Annotated in this window: 15 protein-coding genes and 1 pseudogene; 10 read left to right on the top strand and 6 right to left on the bottom strand. The window is 66.6% G+C overall.

Annotated features, from left to right (window positions below; translation table 11 throughout):
- Positions 1-21: 21 nt before the first annotated feature.
- A complete protein-coding gene (locus tag ACX9NE_RS03125; protein WP_459359848.1) occupies positions 22-1,650 on the top strand; it encodes a pyruvate, phosphate dikinase in 1,629 nt (542 codons plus the stop codon).
- 139 nt (positions 1,651-1,789) lie between these two features.
- Positions 1,790-2,449, top strand: coding sequence for a MarR family transcriptional regulator (locus ACX9NE_RS03120; RefSeq protein WP_459359849.1), 660 nt, complete (start codon positions 1,790-1,792; stop codon positions 2,447-2,449).
- Between the two features lies 1 nt (position 2,450).
- Here ACX9NE_RS03120 and ACX9NE_RS03115 read toward each other — a convergent pair whose 3' ends face one another.
- Both ACX9NE_RS03115 and ACX9NE_RS03110 read right to left on the bottom strand, forming a co-directional pair.
- The gene (locus tag ACX9NE_RS03115; RefSeq protein WP_459359850.1) at positions 2,451-3,674 is read right to left on the bottom strand and encodes a WS/DGAT domain-containing protein; all 1,224 of its coding nucleotides are present in this window, start codon (positions 3,672-3,674) and stop codon (positions 2,451-2,453) included.
- A gap of 17 nt (positions 3,675-3,691) precedes the next feature.
- Positions 3,692-4,603, bottom strand: a complete 912-nt coding sequence (locus tag ACX9NE_RS03110; protein WP_459359851.1) for an alpha/beta fold hydrolase — start codon at positions 4,601-4,603, stop codon at positions 3,692-3,694.
- Positions 4,604-4,784: 181 nt separating this feature from the next.
- Between ACX9NE_RS03110 and ACX9NE_RS03105 the strand changes: the two genes are divergently transcribed.
- Together ACX9NE_RS03105 and ACX9NE_RS03100 are read left to right on the top strand one after the other, a co-directional pair.
- Entirely contained in the window at positions 4,785-5,912 is a 1,128-nt protein-coding gene (locus tag ACX9NE_RS03105; RefSeq protein ID WP_459359852.1) for a PPE family protein, read from the top strand.
- A complete protein-coding gene (locus tag ACX9NE_RS03100; protein ID WP_459359853.1) occupies positions 5,912-6,511 on the top strand; it encodes a TetR/AcrR family transcriptional regulator in 600 nt (199 codons plus the stop codon). Before ACX9NE_RS03105 ends, ACX9NE_RS03100 begins: the two co-directional genes overlap by 1 nt.
- A gap of 2 nt (positions 6,512-6,513) precedes the next feature.
- On the opposite strand, the gene ACX9NE_RS03095 is transcribed toward ACX9NE_RS03100, so the two are convergent.
- Positions 6,514-6,987: a VOC family protein gene (locus ACX9NE_RS03095; protein WP_459359854.1), complete on the bottom strand. Its 474-nt coding sequence runs from the start codon at positions 6,985-6,987 to the stop codon at positions 6,514-6,516.
- Positions 6,988-7,166: 179 nt separating this feature from the next.
- Between ACX9NE_RS03095 and ACX9NE_RS03090 the strand changes: the two are divergent.
- From ACX9NE_RS03090 to ACX9NE_RS03075, 4 genes and pseudogenes are all read left to right on the top strand, one after another.
- A pseudogene (locus ACX9NE_RS03090) lies at positions 7,167-7,399 on the top strand (oxidoreductase); the annotation flags it as partial.
- A gap of 35 nt (positions 7,400-7,434) precedes the next feature.
- Positions 7,435-8,502, top strand: coding sequence for an NAD(P)H-dependent amine dehydrogenase family protein (locus ACX9NE_RS03085; RefSeq protein ID WP_459359855.1), 1,068 nt, complete (start codon positions 7,435-7,437; stop codon positions 8,500-8,502).
- Positions 8,499-9,116, top strand: a complete 618-nt coding sequence (locus ACX9NE_RS03080) for a TetR/AcrR family transcriptional regulator (protein WP_459359856.1) — start codon at positions 8,499-8,501, stop codon at positions 9,114-9,116. The genes ACX9NE_RS03085 and ACX9NE_RS03080 overlap by 4 nt, the downstream gene beginning before the upstream one ends.
- Positions 9,113-9,976, top strand: coding sequence for an alpha/beta fold hydrolase (locus tag ACX9NE_RS03075; RefSeq protein ID WP_459359857.1), 864 nt, complete (start codon positions 9,113-9,115; stop codon positions 9,974-9,976). Before ACX9NE_RS03080 ends, ACX9NE_RS03075 begins: the two co-directional genes overlap by 4 nt.
- Before the next feature lie 78 nt (positions 9,977-10,054).
- Here the strand turns inward: ACX9NE_RS03075 and gnd are convergent, their stop codons facing one another.
- On the bottom strand, positions 10,055-11,077 hold the full coding sequence (gnd, locus tag ACX9NE_RS03070) for a phosphogluconate dehydrogenase (NAD(+)-dependent, decarboxylating) (protein ID WP_459359858.1): 1,023 nt from the start codon (positions 11,075-11,077) through the stop codon (positions 10,055-10,057).
- A gap of 137 nt (positions 11,078-11,214) precedes the next feature.
- Here gnd and ACX9NE_RS03065 point away from each other — a divergent pair, with 137 nt between their 5' ends.
- The gene (locus ACX9NE_RS03065; RefSeq protein WP_459359859.1) at positions 11,215-12,042 is read left to right on the top strand and encodes an adenylate/guanylate cyclase domain-containing protein; all 828 of its coding nucleotides are present in this window, start codon (positions 11,215-11,217) and stop codon (positions 12,040-12,042) included.
- Here the strand turns inward: ACX9NE_RS03065 and ACX9NE_RS03060 are convergent.
- Positions 11,991-12,200 (bottom strand): hypothetical protein, encoded by a 210-nt coding sequence (locus tag ACX9NE_RS03060; protein ID WP_459359860.1) that lies wholly within the window; start codon positions 12,198-12,200, stop codon positions 11,991-11,993. The genes ACX9NE_RS03065 and ACX9NE_RS03060 overlap by 52 nt on opposite strands.
- Before the next feature lie 33 nt (positions 12,201-12,233).
- Between ACX9NE_RS03060 and ACX9NE_RS03055 the strand changes: the two genes are divergently transcribed.
- Positions 12,234-12,926 carry a guanylate cyclase gene (locus tag ACX9NE_RS03055; RefSeq protein WP_459359861.1) on the top strand — a complete coding sequence of 231 codons (693 nt, stop codon included), beginning with the start codon at positions 12,234-12,236 and terminating at the stop codon, positions 12,924-12,926.
- Here the strand turns inward: ACX9NE_RS03055 and ACX9NE_RS03050 are convergent.
- On the bottom strand, positions 12,923-13,435 hold the full coding sequence (locus tag ACX9NE_RS03050; protein WP_459359862.1) for an OsmC family protein: 513 nt from the start codon (positions 13,433-13,435) through the stop codon (positions 12,923-12,925). The two genes, ACX9NE_RS03055 and ACX9NE_RS03050, sit on opposite strands and share 4 nt — an antisense overlap.
- Positions 13,436-13,739 lie beyond the last annotated feature (304 nt).

The following is a 13,739-nucleotide window of genomic DNA, read 5'->3' as shown; positions in this document are numbered from 1 at the left end:
GCAACGACGAGGGGGTGCAACTTGGCTTGTGGCGCGCATGGCCGGCACTCCCGCGCGGGCACGCTGAGCAACGCCGTCGTAGCACTGGACGGCCGATCGAGTCACCCGCGGGAGGTCCTCGGCAACAAGGGCCACGGCATCGACACCATGCGACGTCATAATCTGCCGGTACCTCCCGCGTTCTGCATCACTACCGAGGTAGGCCTGCGTTACCTGTCCGAACCCGGGCCCACCATCGACGCGATCTGGGCGGACGTGCTCGACCGGATGAGCTGGCTGGAAGAGCAGACCTCTCGCACCTTCGGACGGGGACCACGTCCGCTGCTGGTGAGCGTGCGCTCGGGGGCCACCCAGTCGATGCCGGGCATGATGGACACGATTCTGGACCTGGGCATCAACGACGACGTCGAACGGGCACTGGCCGAGCAGGGCTCCGTGGAGTTCGCCCGCGACACCCGCCGCCGGTTCACCGCCATGTACCGGCGCATCGTCACGCCCGATTCGGAGCCGTCCGACGACCCGTACGCGCAGCTGCGGGCGGGCATCGAGGCCGTGTTCGCGTCGTGGAACTCCCCGCGGGCGCTGGCCTACCGCGACCACTACAACCTCGACGAACGGCAAGGCACCGCCGTCGTCGTGCAGGCGATGGTGTTCGGCAACCAGGCGGCCAAGTCCGGCGCCGGCGTGCTCTCGTCGCGCAACCCGATCACCGGGGCCAACGAGCCCTTCGGCGAATGGCTGCCCGGCGGCCAGGGTGACGACGTGGTGTCCGGCCTGGTCGACGTCGAACCGATCACCGCGCTGCGCGACGAACAACCCGCAGTCTTCGACGAGCTGATGGACGCCGCTCGCAGCCTCGAACGGCTCAATTCCGACGTCCAGGAGATCGAATTCACCGTCGAAGACGGCAAACTGTGGCTGCTGCAGACCCGCGGCGCGGAACGTTCGGCACAAGCGGCAGCGCGACTGGCACTGCAACTACGCCACGAAGGGCTGATCGACGACGTCGAGACGCTGCGGCGGGTGACGCCCGCCGACGTCGAGGCTGTGTTGCAACCGTCGCTGCAACCCGAAACCCGGCTCAGCGCACCACTTCTGGCCAGGGGCCTACCCGCCTGCCCGGGTGTGGTGACGGGCACCGCCTACACCGACGTCGAGGAGGCTCTGGATGCCGCCGACCGGGGTGAGCCGGTCATCCTGGTCCGTGACCACACCCGGCCCGAAGACGTGCTGGGCATGCTGGCCGCACAAGGCATCGTCACCGAAGTGGGCGGACCCGCCAGCCACGCGGCCGTCGTCAGCCGGGAACTCGGGCGGGTCGCCGTGGTGGGGTGCGGTCAGGGAGTCGCCGCGTCGCTGGCCGGCCGACAGATCACCGTCGATGGTTACGAAGGCGAAGTGCGCCAGGGGATCCTGAGCCTTGCAGCATGGTCGGAAGACGATACGCCGGAGCTGTGCGAGCTGGCCGAGATCGCGCTGCGCGTCAGCCCGCTGCGCGCGCATATCAGCGGCGACCATCCGCCACTCGATCACCCTTCGGAAGACGCGGTGCGCGCCGCCCTCGCTAACGGACAAACCGACGTCGTGTCGACGAGCCCCCTGGTTACCATGCTTATCGCATTGCGATTGACGACCAGTGGGGCAATTTGACGGAATTGTATGCGGCGAACTGGATACTGTACTTCGGCGGCCAAGCTTTATCTGCGCTGTTGCCGGCTTGCGAAGACGACGAAAATTTGCCGACCGCGGCAACGGCTGACGGCAACACCGCTCAGGACAATGCGGTGCGATGAACGACGAGATCCCTTCGCGGACCAACCCGCAAACCCCGGACAGCCAGGCGAGCAGACACCTCGAGGTGTTGCAGACCGTCCGACTGAAGGGGCGGGTAAGCCTGCCCGACCTGGCTGCCACACTGGCGGTGAGTACGACGGAGCTTACAAGGACCGTCGAGCAGCTCACCGCGGCGGGATTACTGGTCGAGGGACCCACGGTGCGTATCAGCCCCGACGGGCGCGCCCGCCTCGCCGAAATGCTGGCCGCCGAACGCCAGGGTGTCGATTCAGCGGCCATCGACGCCGCGTACCGGAAGTTCCGGGGAGTGAACCGCGATTTCAAAGCACTGGTCACCGACTGGCAACTCAGGGACGGCCACCCCAATCAGCATGAAGACGCCGCGTACGACGCCGCGGTGCTGGCCCGCCTCGACGACGTGCATCAGCGGGTGACGCCGATCATCGCGGCGGTCACCGCGCAGCTTCCACGCCTGCGCGGCTACGCGGTGAAACTGGATGCGGCGCTGGACAACGTGAAGGCCGGTGAGATCGCTTGGCTGACAAGGCCACTCATCGACTCCTACCACACCGTGTGGTTCGAGCTACACGAAGAGCTGATCCTGGCCGCCGGCCTGACCCGGGAGCAGGCGGCCCGATCCGGCGACGCGCAGTAACTCACAGGGCGGCGTCCAGTAGCCGCAAATACCCGTCCACATTCGGCAGCGCCGACTCCGCCGCATGCACGCTGATCGCGATCGTGTCACCAATGCCATGAACGCCGTGTGTCAGAGCCATCACCGGCGAAAGGCCCGGATAACCCGCCGTCAACACCACCGGGACACCACCGAAGCTGAGATCGGCAGCCCCCCGGTGCACGCTGGACACCACCGTGTTGCCGGACACCTGCTCTGGCCGCACATCGGCATCGAATCGGCTGACGCCCCAACGCAACAGCAGGGCGGGCACCGTTGCGAAGGCTTCATCGGAGGCACGGGTGGCCGGATGTTCCAGGCGACGGCGACCATTGGCCAGGTCGGCAGCGATGCGTTGCACCCTTTCGGCGTGCCCGAGTTCCGGGTACAGCCCCACCACGACGTTTCCGAAGTGGTTGAAACCCAACGGCACACCGGGCTTGGCCATGGGTACCTCCGCCGCCAGTGAAGCAGCAGACGCGCCGAGCGCTTCCGACAGCGCCGCGGCCACCGCGGACAGCACCGCAACGGTGACCGTTGGGCCGTTCAATTGCTCTCGGCGGCGCACGAATGTGCGCATCATCCGGGCGCCCGCCGGCTCGGAGTTGGTAGGCAGCAACCGCCGCGCTCCCGGTCCCGGCGCCAACGATCCGGCGGCGGTGTCACGGACGAGCCGGCGGTGGGCCCGCGCCGCGATCACTGCCCGCCACGGAAGGCAACCCGTAAGCGGCAGCACGGCCGGCACCGGATCCTGCCGGCCGAACAGCCATGCCGCCATGGTCGAGGCCCGAGCGCCGTCGGCCAGCGCGTGTGCGACCTGTAACACCGCGACGGTACCCCCGCCCCGGACCCCAGGGATGTCGTGGACGGGCGTGAAAAGGTGTAGTTGCCATGGCTTCTCGCGAATATTCAGCTGGTTGCCCGCCAACTGGACGACAACGTCCAGGCAGCCCGCCCAGCTCTCGTCGGGCAGGTCGTGCCGGACCACCCGCCCGGCTTCGATCGGCGCCTGCACCCACCGCGGATAGGTCAGCGGGCTGCCGTCCTCGACAACCAGGCGCAAGTCGGGGCAAGCGCGGGCACGCCGCAACACTTGCGCCGCCGCACCGTCGAGGTCGTTGGGTTCGCCGCCGAAAGCGTAGAGCAGGAACTCGTCGTTGGGGATCTTGGCCGACATCCAGTAAAACTGCGCGTCGACGGCGGCCATCCGCTGCCCGGCCGCCACTAAGCGGGATCGGGTGAGCCGATGAACGCCAGCACCAACTCCGCGACCTTGTCGGGCCGCTCGAGCTGCAGGAAGTGACCGGCATCCGAGACGATGGACACCTCACTGCCGGGCGGCAGGATGCGCTGCACCCACTGCGCGAATGCCGGTGTCATGCAACCGTCGTCGCGTCCATGCAGGTACAGGCTTGGCAACTTCGGCGCCTCGGTCCAGTACCGGTTCAATTCCGCGTACCGGGCGGGCGGCCTGGTGTCGCGAATGGTGGCGCGGTAGGGGCCCAGTGCCGCGCGCCAGCTTTCCGGCGTCCCGATGGCCGCGTCGACGTGGCGCAGGTCTTCCTGGGCGTCATAGCCCGGCGACCAACGCCGCCACAGCAGTGGGAGCACCCACTTGGAGGACCGTTCCGGCAGGAACGGCAGCTGGAAATAGCTGATGTACCAGCTGCGCAATAACTGACGCGAGAACTCAGCGGCCAACCGGCCACGGTCGGGCAGCCGGCCCAATGGGCGAAACGCCGCCGACGGCGGCACCGACATGATCACAGCTTTGGCGAACGGGCTGTCCGGCATGGCTGCCAGGCCGGTGGCCGCGATGGCCCCCCAGTCATGACCGATCACCACGTCACGCTCGGAGCCCCCGGCGGCCGTCCGAACCCGCAGGGCGTCGTGCATCAAGGCGCCAACGTGATAGCTGCGGTCGACGGGAATCGAGGACGGGGCGTAGCCGCGCATGAAGGGCGCCACCACCCGCCAGCCGGACTGGGCCAGCCGCGGTGCGAGCTTGCGCCAGCCATAGGCGGTATCGGGAAACCCGTGCAGGCACAACGCAATCGGACCGTCAGCGGGCCCCCAGGTCAGGGCCTTCAGGTCGCCGTTGGAGCCCTTCACGTCGATCCAGCGTGGTTCAGACAACTTGACTCCTGTTCGCCGTGCAACGGGCCCGCACAGTCCAACGTAACCGGCCGTAAGGGGGACAAGAAGACCGTCGATTGGGGGACATGGATTTCCTCCCCCTTATAGCCGCTCGGCTGACAGACCGCAGCCGGTTTCCACGGAAGGCTTATATCCGGGCGCAGAGGGAGGAGCTGCAACGATGTCGTTCGCCGCCTTACCACCGGAGATCAACTCCGTTCGTATGTACACCGGGCCGGGGGCCCAATCAATGCTGGCTGCGGCGATCGCGTGGGAGCAGCTCGCCGCCGACCTGGAGTGCACGGCGGCGTCGTTCGAAGCGGTGATCGCCAACCTGATCGGAGCGCCCTGGCTGGGCCCCAGCGCGGCGGCGATGGCCGCCGCGGCCGTGCCGTACGTCGTGTGGCTCAATGCCACCGTCGGGCAGGCGGCGCAGACCGCCGGACAGGCTCACAGCGCGGTCGCAGCCTACGAGACCGCCTACGCGATGACCGTTCCCCCGACCGTGGTCGCCGCCAATCGCGCTCAGCTGGCAACGCTGACCGCGACCAACTTCCTCGGCCTCAACACCCCGGCCATCGCCGCGACCGAGGCTCAGTACGGCGAGATGTGGGCCCAGGACGCGACAGCGATGTCCACCTACGCGGCCGCCTCGACGGCGGCCACCACGATCAGCCCCTTCACCGCCCCGCCCCAACCGGCAAACCCTGCCGGTCTGGCCATCCAAGCCGTGGCGCAGGCCGGCGCGAACTCGGTGATCTCCGAGATCGTCAACGCGCTGACGCAACTGATCGGCGCCATACCCAATGCTTTGGGCTCCCTGGGCGTGACCGCAGTTCCGAATTGGATGAGCGACCTGCAGACCGTGATGAGCATCTTCGGCACACCCTTCTTCGCGTCGACTTCGGTCGCCGGCTTGGGCATGTCGATGATGTCGACCATCAAAGGCCTGTTTCCGGCGGCAGCCGCGATCGGCAGCCAGATCGCATCCTCGGTGGCACCGGCCCTTTCGGGGGCACTGGGTTCGGCGTCGTTGACCGGCGCGGTGTCTGCGGGCATGGGCAAGGCGGCCACCGTCGGTGCGCTGTCCGTGCCGGGGGCCTGGTCATCTGCGGTCCCAGTGGTCAGCGAGGCAGCCGCGTTATCCGGTGGCCCGGCGGGCGCCGCGGTCAGCGCTTTGACCGGCGTCCGGCCGGAAGGCCTGCTGGGCGGCTTGCCGCTGACCTCGATGCCTGCCCGCGGACTGACGACGTCGGACTCCCGACCCGATCTACCAACCCTGCGAATCCTCCCGGAGGCCGTCGGCTGATGACAGACACGCCTTCGACGGCACGAGCCCGCCGCTGGGCCAAGACCGACGCAACACAGCGCCGGATACTCGATGCGGCGACCGAGGTGTTCGCCACCAAGGGCTTCACCGTCGCCACCATCGCCGACGTGGTGACCTGTTCGGGAGCCAGCATCGGCAGCATCTACCACCATTTCGGCGGCAAGAGCGAACTGTTTCTGGCCATCTTCGAGCAGCTGGCCGACAACGTCGAACGGCGCATCCGCGCGACGGTCGACCAGGCCGGCGAGTCCGCCTCCGACCGGCAGCGCGTTTTCCAGTTGCACGTGCGCGCCTATCTGGAAGGGATGTGGGAGAACCGGTACGCGGCCAGGCTGCTGTCCTGCGGAGACACCCCGGCCGGGTTCGAGATCACCCGACGCAAGCGCCTCGCATCCGTTTTGCGCAACTGGATGATGGTGCTGGAACTGGACACGTCGCCGCGTAAACAACTAATGGCCCGGGTTCTCGTCGCGACGGTAGCCGAATCGACGCTGATGGTCATCGGCTGCGAGGATCCCGACGAGGTGCCGCCCATCATCGAGGCCACGATCGAATGGATCGACCAGATCACCGAGTGAGATCACACAGCAGCGACCGCCTGCTCCAGTTCCGCGATGACGATCTTGCGCATACCGTGCATCGCCCTGGTGGCAGCGGTTGCCCGTGCGGGGTCAGGATCGCCCACCAGTTCATACAGCCGATGCGGAATGATCTGCCAGCTCAGGCCGAAACGGTCCTTGAGCCAGCCGCATTGTGACTCCTCGCCGCCATCGCTCAGCCGCTCCCAGTAGTAGTCGACCTCATCCTGGTCCTCGCACTCCACGGTAAAGGACACCGCGTAGTCGAACGTGAACGCCGGGCCCCCGTTGATCCCGATGAACCGGGTGCCGTCCAAGACGAAGGTGCCGCTGAGCACGGTGCCGGGCTCACCCGGCCCCGCGTCGGTGGTTCGGTTGAATTGCTCCACCTTTGAGTTCGGGAAGACCGAGGTGTAAAACTCGGCCGCTTCTTCCAGGTTGTTGTCGAACCACAGCGAGGGTGTGATCGCCGGCATCTACATCTCCTTTTCTTGTGCGGTGCTTTCACGGGCAACGTCTGCAGGAATAGACCTTGGCGGCGGAGAAAACTCACCGGGTGCCTTCGATCTGCGTTCTGTGACCTCGTGCCAACGGCTCCACATACTGGCGGCCGCCCCTGTGCGGGAAAAGATTAAGGATGTGATTATCTGTATGCGTGGGGTTGCTGGACGGCAAAGTCGCCGTCGTCACTGGAACCAGCCGCAGCGTCGGCGTCGGCATTGCCCACGAGTTACTGCGCGCCGGTGTGACCGTCATCGGGTGCTCACGCAGCAAGCTGGACGCGCTGCCCGGCGTGGAATCCGAGCCCGGCTGGGCACAGCGCAGCGCCAGATGGTCTGCAACCACGGCGATTACCACCCCATCGACGCGTTCGTCCAACAGGTGGTGGACGGTGCCGAATACTTCCGGAAGGTCCCGATGTCATGAGACGTGTCATCCAGTATTCGACCGGCAACGTCGGCCGGCACGCCCTGCGCATGCTCATCGAGCGGCCCGACCTCGAACTGGTCGGTGTGCACGCATCCACTCCGGACAAGGTGGGGCGGGACGCCGCCGAACTATGCGGACTCGACGAGAGGACCGGCATCACGGCAACCGACGACCTGGACGCCCTGGTGGCGTTGCACGCCGACTGTGTCGTCTACACCTCGCAGGCCGAGACCCGGCCCAAGGAGGCCATCGGCGAGATCAGCCGCTTTCTGCGGGCCGGCACCAATGTCGTCGGCTCGTCCTTCGTGTGGATGGTGGCGCCCGAGCAGGCCGGCGACTGGCTACGCGAACCCCTGCAGCGCGCCTGCACCGACGGCGACGCGACGCTCTACATCAACGGCGTCGACCCCGGCTACTCCGGTGACACCCTGGCCTACACGGCGTTGAGCCTGGCCGAACGAGCGACCAGCATCACGGTGCAGGAGATCTGCGACTACGCGAGCTACGACGACGCCGAATTCACCGGTGTCAGTTTCGGTTTCGGCACCAGCCCGGATCACACGCCGGTCATGTTCGCCCCGCGAGTGCTCACCTCGATGTGGGGTGTGCAGGTGCGCAGCCTGGCACAGGACCTCGGAGTCGAACTCGACGAGGTGCGCGAGCGCTGCGAGAAGTGGGTGACGCCCGAACCGATCGACTGCACCATGATGCACGTCGACCCAGGGCAGGTGGCCGCCGTACGCTTCGGCGTCGAGGGCCTGCGCGACGGCGAGGTCGTCATCACCATGGAGCACGTCAACCGGCTCGGCCCGGACACCGCACCGCACTGGGCCTATCCGCCGGACGGCCGCGCCGGTGTACACCGGGTCGTGGTGACCGGCAGTCCGGGGGTGGAAATCAACACCCATCTGGGGGGCGAGATCGACCACAACGAGGGCGGGGTGATCGCCACCGCCGCGCGCGTGGTCAACGTGATCGACGCGGTATGCCGCGCACCCCACGGCATCATGGCCGCACACGATCTGCGGCCGCTCGACCACCTTCGGGGTGTGATGCGTTGACCAGCCCACGCCGACCTCCCGGCGGTGGACAGGCCCGCGCCGAACGCAGCCGGCAGGCCGTCATCGACGAGGCAGTCCGCTACATCCTCAAAGAGGGCTTCGGCCCACCGAGCGTGCGCCAGATCACCGAACGCGCCGGATTGACCTGGGGCGTAGTGCAATACCACTTCGGCGACCTCAACGGCATCCTGATGGCGGTGCTGGACAAGGGTTTTGCCGACCTCCTGGACACGCTCGACCGCCTGCCGGCCCAGGCTGCACAGCTACTGCCGCATGAGCGGCCGGCTTTCGTCGTTGACGCGGTGTGGCGGGCGTTCTCCAGTCCGACGTCGATGGCGGCGCTGGAGATCCTGATCGCCACTCGCGGTGCACGTACCGCCAAGGCCAATGCTCATCTGGCCGCGATGTCGGCACGGATGACCGAGATCGGAGAGCACCTGGGGACCGGGCTCGCGCCCGCGCAGGCGACCAGGCTGGGCAATCTGATCTGGGCAACCATCCGCGGGCTGGTGGCCGTGCAGTTGACCTGGCCCAAGCCGTTGGACAGCACCCGGGACCGCGAGATGCTCGCCGCAGTCATCTCTGCGTATCTGGACTCAACCGAAGGGAATTGACCACTATGACGAGCAGTTCGCAGACTGTTGAGTTCACCGGGGTGGACGGGATCACGCTCGTCGCCGACGAGTGGAACCACGGTGATTCGGGCAACGGGCCCAGCATTCTGATGTTGCACGGCGGAGGCCAGAACCGGTTCTCCTGGAAGAACACCGGTCAGATCCTGGCCGACGACGGCTATCACGTCATAGCGCTCGACACCCGCGGTCACGGCGACAGCGACCGCGCACCGTACGCTGACTACGACGTCGAGACGCTGACCGCCGACGTCATGCACGTACTGGAGGCGATCGGGCGGCCGGTGGTGATCATCGGTGCCAGCATGGGCGGACTCACCGGCATCCTGGTCGCCGACCGGGCCGGCCCGCAACGAGTGACGAAGTTGGTGCTCGTCGATGTGGTGCCCCGGTTCGAGAAGAACGGCAGCGCCCGCATCCGCGATTTCATGATGACCAACATCGACGGCTTCGACTCGCTGGAGCACGCCGCGGAGGCGGTGGCCGCCTACCTGCCGCACCGGACCAAGCCGCGCAGCCCCGAAGGGCTCAAGAAGAACCTGCGGCAACGGGACGGACGCTGGTACTGGCACTGGGATCCGGCGTTCATGACCAAACCCGGCGACGACCCCGAACTACGCACCGAGGGCTTCGAGCAAGCCGCCTCCAATCTGGCGATCCCGGTGCTGCTCATCCGCGGCAAGCTGTCGGACGTCGTCAGCCCCGAAGGCGTCGAGCACTTCCTGTCCCAGGTGCCGCGCGCGGAGTTCGTTGAACTCTCCAACGCAGGACACACCGCCGCAGGCGACGACAACGACGCGTTCAGCGACGCGGTGGTGGCGTTCGTCGAACGAGGGGCCTGATTGCCCCGAGCGTGAACCTCACGACGGGACACGCCGATGCGGCGTCGTGCATTTCACGCTCGGCGGCCGGGGTCCGCCTCAGTTGGCCGGCTTCTCCGCATGGCCGCCGAACTGCTTGCGCATCGCCGACAGCGCTTTGTTGGCGAAGTCGTCGAGGTCCCGCGACGCGAAGCGGGACTGCAGGGCGGTGGTCAGCACCGGCGAAGGAACACCCTCGTCGATGGCCGCGATGGCCGTCCAACGGCCTTCGCCGGAATCGGAGACCCGTCCGGAGAACTCGGTGAGGTCGGGCGAATCGTGCAGCGCGATCGCGGTGAGATCCAGCAGCCAGGAACCGATCACACTGCCGCGACGCCACACCTCCGCGATGTCGGGAATGTCGAAATCGTATTGGTAGCATTCGGGATTGGACAGCGGAGCGGTTTCGGCGTCACCCTGCTGGATGCGAGTGCCGATGTCGGCGTTGCGCAGGATGTTCAGGCCCTCGGCGAGCGAGGCCATCATTCCGTACTCAATTCCGTTGTGCACCATCTTCACGAAGTGCCCCGCCCCCGCCTGGCCGCAGTACAGATAACCCTTCTCCGGCTGGGCGACCTCGCCGTCGCGCCCCGGTGTGCGGGGGGCCGCGTCGACGCCGGGCGCGACGGTGGCGAAGATCGGCTCGGCGTGCTCGAACGCGTCCAGATCGCCGCCGATCATCAGGCAGTAGCCGCGTTCCCGGCCCCACACACCGCCGCTGGTGCCGACGTCGAGAAGGCGAATATCGTTCTCGGCCAACAGCTTTGCGTGCTTGATATCGTCGCGGTAGTAGGAGTTGCCGCCGTCGATGACGATGTCGCCGGACTCCAGCGTGTCGGCCAGTTCCTCGATCACCCCGCTGGTGATGGTCCCCGCGGGAACCATCACCCAGACCACCCGCGGCGCGGTGAGTTTGTCGCGCAACTCTGTCAGCGAGGACACCCCGGTAATGCCGTCCTCCCCCGCCATCGCCTCCACAGCCTCGGCGTTGTGGTCGTACACCACGCATTCGTGCCCACCGGTGACCACGCGGCGCACGATGTTGGCGCCCATCCGACCGAGACCGATCATCCCGAGTTGCATCGTGTTGCGTCTCCTTCAAAGTCCTTGATGGTCCGGATACTTGAGGTGGTGCTTCCCCGGGATGGCCGAACTCAACCCTAAACACTGCGTCGTCGGCCCGACAAGGCTGTCGGGCGGCGGCCTGTCAGGATGGGGGCATGGCTGATGCGCTGCACGTGGCGGTCTACGTCCTGGCCGGCATCGCGGTGATCGAAGCGGGGGGACTGATCGCGCTGTGGCAGTCACTCGAGCGCAGCCGCCGGGAGGTCGCGGAGCTGCACGAGCGCGCCGACGTCCGCAATCGGCTGTGGTCCGGCGGCCGCGAGGCCGTCAAGACGGTGTGGAACACCGCGAACCTGATGCGCAAGGAGGGTTTCGGCGCCGCCGTCCGCAGCTCCATCGAAGACCTGGCCGACTGGGCCGAAGTGGAGCGGCCGGACTTGGCCAGGGTCACTCCGGACGGCCGGGTGGTGATTCTGTTCTCCGACATCGAAGAGTCCACCGCGCTGAACGAGAAGATCGGGGACCGCGCCTGGGTCAAACTGATCGCCGGCCACGACAAGCTGGTGCATCGGCTCGTTCAGCGGCAATCCGGCCACGTGGTCAAGAGCCAGGGCGACGGATTCATGGTCGCGTTCTCCCGCGCCGAGCAGGCGGTGCGCTGCGGCATGGACATCCAGCAGGCGCTGCACAAAGAGGCAAAACACAAGCGGCAGAATGCGATTCGCGTTCGCATCGGCATTCATATGGGCCGATCGGTGCGCCGCGGCGACGACCTGTTCGGCCGCAACGTCGCCATGGCCGCCCGCGTTGCCGGGCAGGCGGTCGGCGGCCAGATTCTGGTGAGCGAGCCGGTTCGGGATGCGGTCCACGAGTGCGACGGCATCCGTTTCGACGACGGACGTGAGGTGGAACTGAAAGGGTTCTCCGGCAGTTACCGATTGTTCGCGGTGGAAGCCGATGCCGAACCCGAGCGGGACCGGTAGCTTTCGGTGTCCGACTCGGCCAACCGCTGGTGCAGCCGTGCCCGGATCTCGTCGGGCGTGTAGGCACGCCGTTTGCGTTGATCGCGCACCACCAGCGCACCACCGGCGACGACGCCGGCCACTCCGGCCAGCCCGATCCACTTCCAAACGTTGCGCATCGGCACAGGCTATCCCCCTTTAAAGTGCTTGGCGTGAACTCCAGCACGCTCACCTTGGACCAAGCGCTCGATGAGACCCGCACCGGCGATCTGTGGCTGTTCCGTGGCGGTTCACGACCGGACCGAGCGATCCAGACGCTGACGAACGCGCCGGTGAATCACGTCGGCATGACGGTCGCCATCGACGACCTGCCGCCGCTGATCTGGCACGCCGAACTGGGCGACAAGCTGGTCGACATGTGGACCGGCACCAACCACCGCGGCGTCCAGCTCAACGACGCCCGAGAGGTGTTCCTGCAATGGACCGGGCGCTATCAACAGCGCTGCTGGCTGCGGCAGTTGGCGCCGCACGCCAACCATAAGCAGGAGAACGAACTGCTGCGGGTGATCGCCCGGATGGACGGCACCGCCTTCCCGACCACCGCAAAGCTGACCGGCCGGTGGCTGCGCGGCCGGCTGCCCACCATCAACGACTGGTTCCGCGGAATCCCGTTGGTAGAGAGGAAAGCTCGAGAACACACCGAACGGCGCAGGACAGAACAACGCAAGATGGGCCTGTCCACGGCATATTGCGCGGAGACGGTCGCCATCACCTACGAGGAGATGGGGCTGCTGCTCACGGACAAGGACACCAACTGGTTCGACCCCGGCAAGTTCTGGAGTGGTGACACCCTGCCGTTGGCACCGGGCTATGAGCTGGGCAAAGAGATCGCCGTCATCGCCTAACCGATCTCCAGCCTGGTGCTCACCGGGGTCGCGTTCTGGGTCAGATCCAGTACCGGACAGTGCGCGTCCACGGCGTCCTGCAGTTCTCGGTAACGCTGCGGAGTTTCAGGTCCCCGCACCGTGACCACCACCCGAACCTCCCGGAAGCCGGCACGGACGGTGTCCTCCAAGCCGAAGAAGCCCCGTACGTCGAGGTCGCCTTCGGCACGTGCGGTGATCGCGTCGATCGCGATGTCCAGCTTCTCCGCCCAGAACCGCCAGGTCACGATCTGACAGGAGAGCAGCGAGGCAAGGTAGTACTCGACCGGATTGGGCGCCGTCCCCGCTCCGCCGAGCGGTGCCGGCTCGTCGACCTCGACCTGGTACTGCCCGAGGGTGACGGTGCTGGCCACCGCGTCGTGCGCGGTGGCCGAAGCTTCGAAAACGACTCTGGCATTGGCCGGGTCGGCAGCTACCGCGTCCCGGGTCGCCGCGATGATGCCGCCTAAATGAGTCACCGACGCCGTCATAACCAGAATCCTTCCCGTCGCTGTCACCATACGGACCAAGGTCTGACCGGCCCACCATCCGGCTCAGCGTGAACCGAAGACCAGCATCCCGGCCGCATCATTTCGCCCGACAACCCGGTATTCGACGAGCAGGAATTATCCGCACACAAACGCCAGTCAAATGACACAAGCCACACCCGTGACATATTGTGAGGTGACCCACAAATACGCCGTCGGGTGTGGCTGCGCTTTACTAGAATTGTGATTTGAGTCGCACAGGTGTCAAATGTCTGCTGTCAAAATTCTGTCAGAAATCTGTCAGGAA

It is taken from the genome of Mycobacterium sp. ML4, assembly GCF_054515735.1.
Note: the sequence above shows the minus strand (reverse complement) of the source record. Positions and strands in the feature narration are given on the sequence as shown.

Excerpts from the sequence above, each read along its gene's own strand:
- ACX9NE_RS03120 (WP_459359849.1), top strand. The coding sequence starts at position 1,790 with ATGAACGACGAGATCCCTTCGCGGACCAACCCGCAAACCCCGGACAGC.
- ACX9NE_RS03115 (WP_459359850.1), bottom strand. The coding sequence starts at position 3,674 with ATGGCCGCCGTCGACGCGCAGTTTTACTGGATGTCGGCCAAGATCCCC.
- ACX9NE_RS03105 (WP_459359852.1), top strand. The coding sequence starts at position 4,785 with ATGTCGTTCGCCGCCTTACCACCGGAGATCAACTCCGTTCGTATGTAC.
- ACX9NE_RS03100 (WP_459359853.1), top strand. The coding sequence starts at position 5,912 with ATGACAGACACGCCTTCGACGGCACGAGCCCGCCGCTGGGCCAAGACC.
- ACX9NE_RS03095 (WP_459359854.1), bottom strand. The coding sequence starts at position 6,987 with ATGCCGGCGATCACACCCTCGCTGTGGTTCGACAACAACCTGGAAGAA.
- ACX9NE_RS03085 (WP_459359855.1), top strand. The coding sequence starts at position 7,435 with ATGAGACGTGTCATCCAGTATTCGACCGGCAACGTCGGCCGGCACGCC.
- gnd (WP_459359858.1), bottom strand. The coding sequence starts at position 11,077 with ATGCAACTCGGGATGATCGGTCTCGGTCGGATGGGCGCCAACATCGTG.
- ACX9NE_RS03065 (WP_459359859.1), top strand. The coding sequence starts at position 11,215 with ATGGCTGATGCGCTGCACGTGGCGGTCTACGTCCTGGCCGGCATCGCG.
- ACX9NE_RS03060 (WP_459359860.1), bottom strand. The coding sequence starts at position 12,200 with ATGCGCAACGTTTGGAAGTGGATCGGGCTGGCCGGAGTGGCCGGCGTC.
- ACX9NE_RS03050 (WP_459359862.1), bottom strand. The coding sequence starts at position 13,435 with ATGACGGCGTCGGTGACTCATTTAGGCGGCATCATCGCGGCGACCCGG.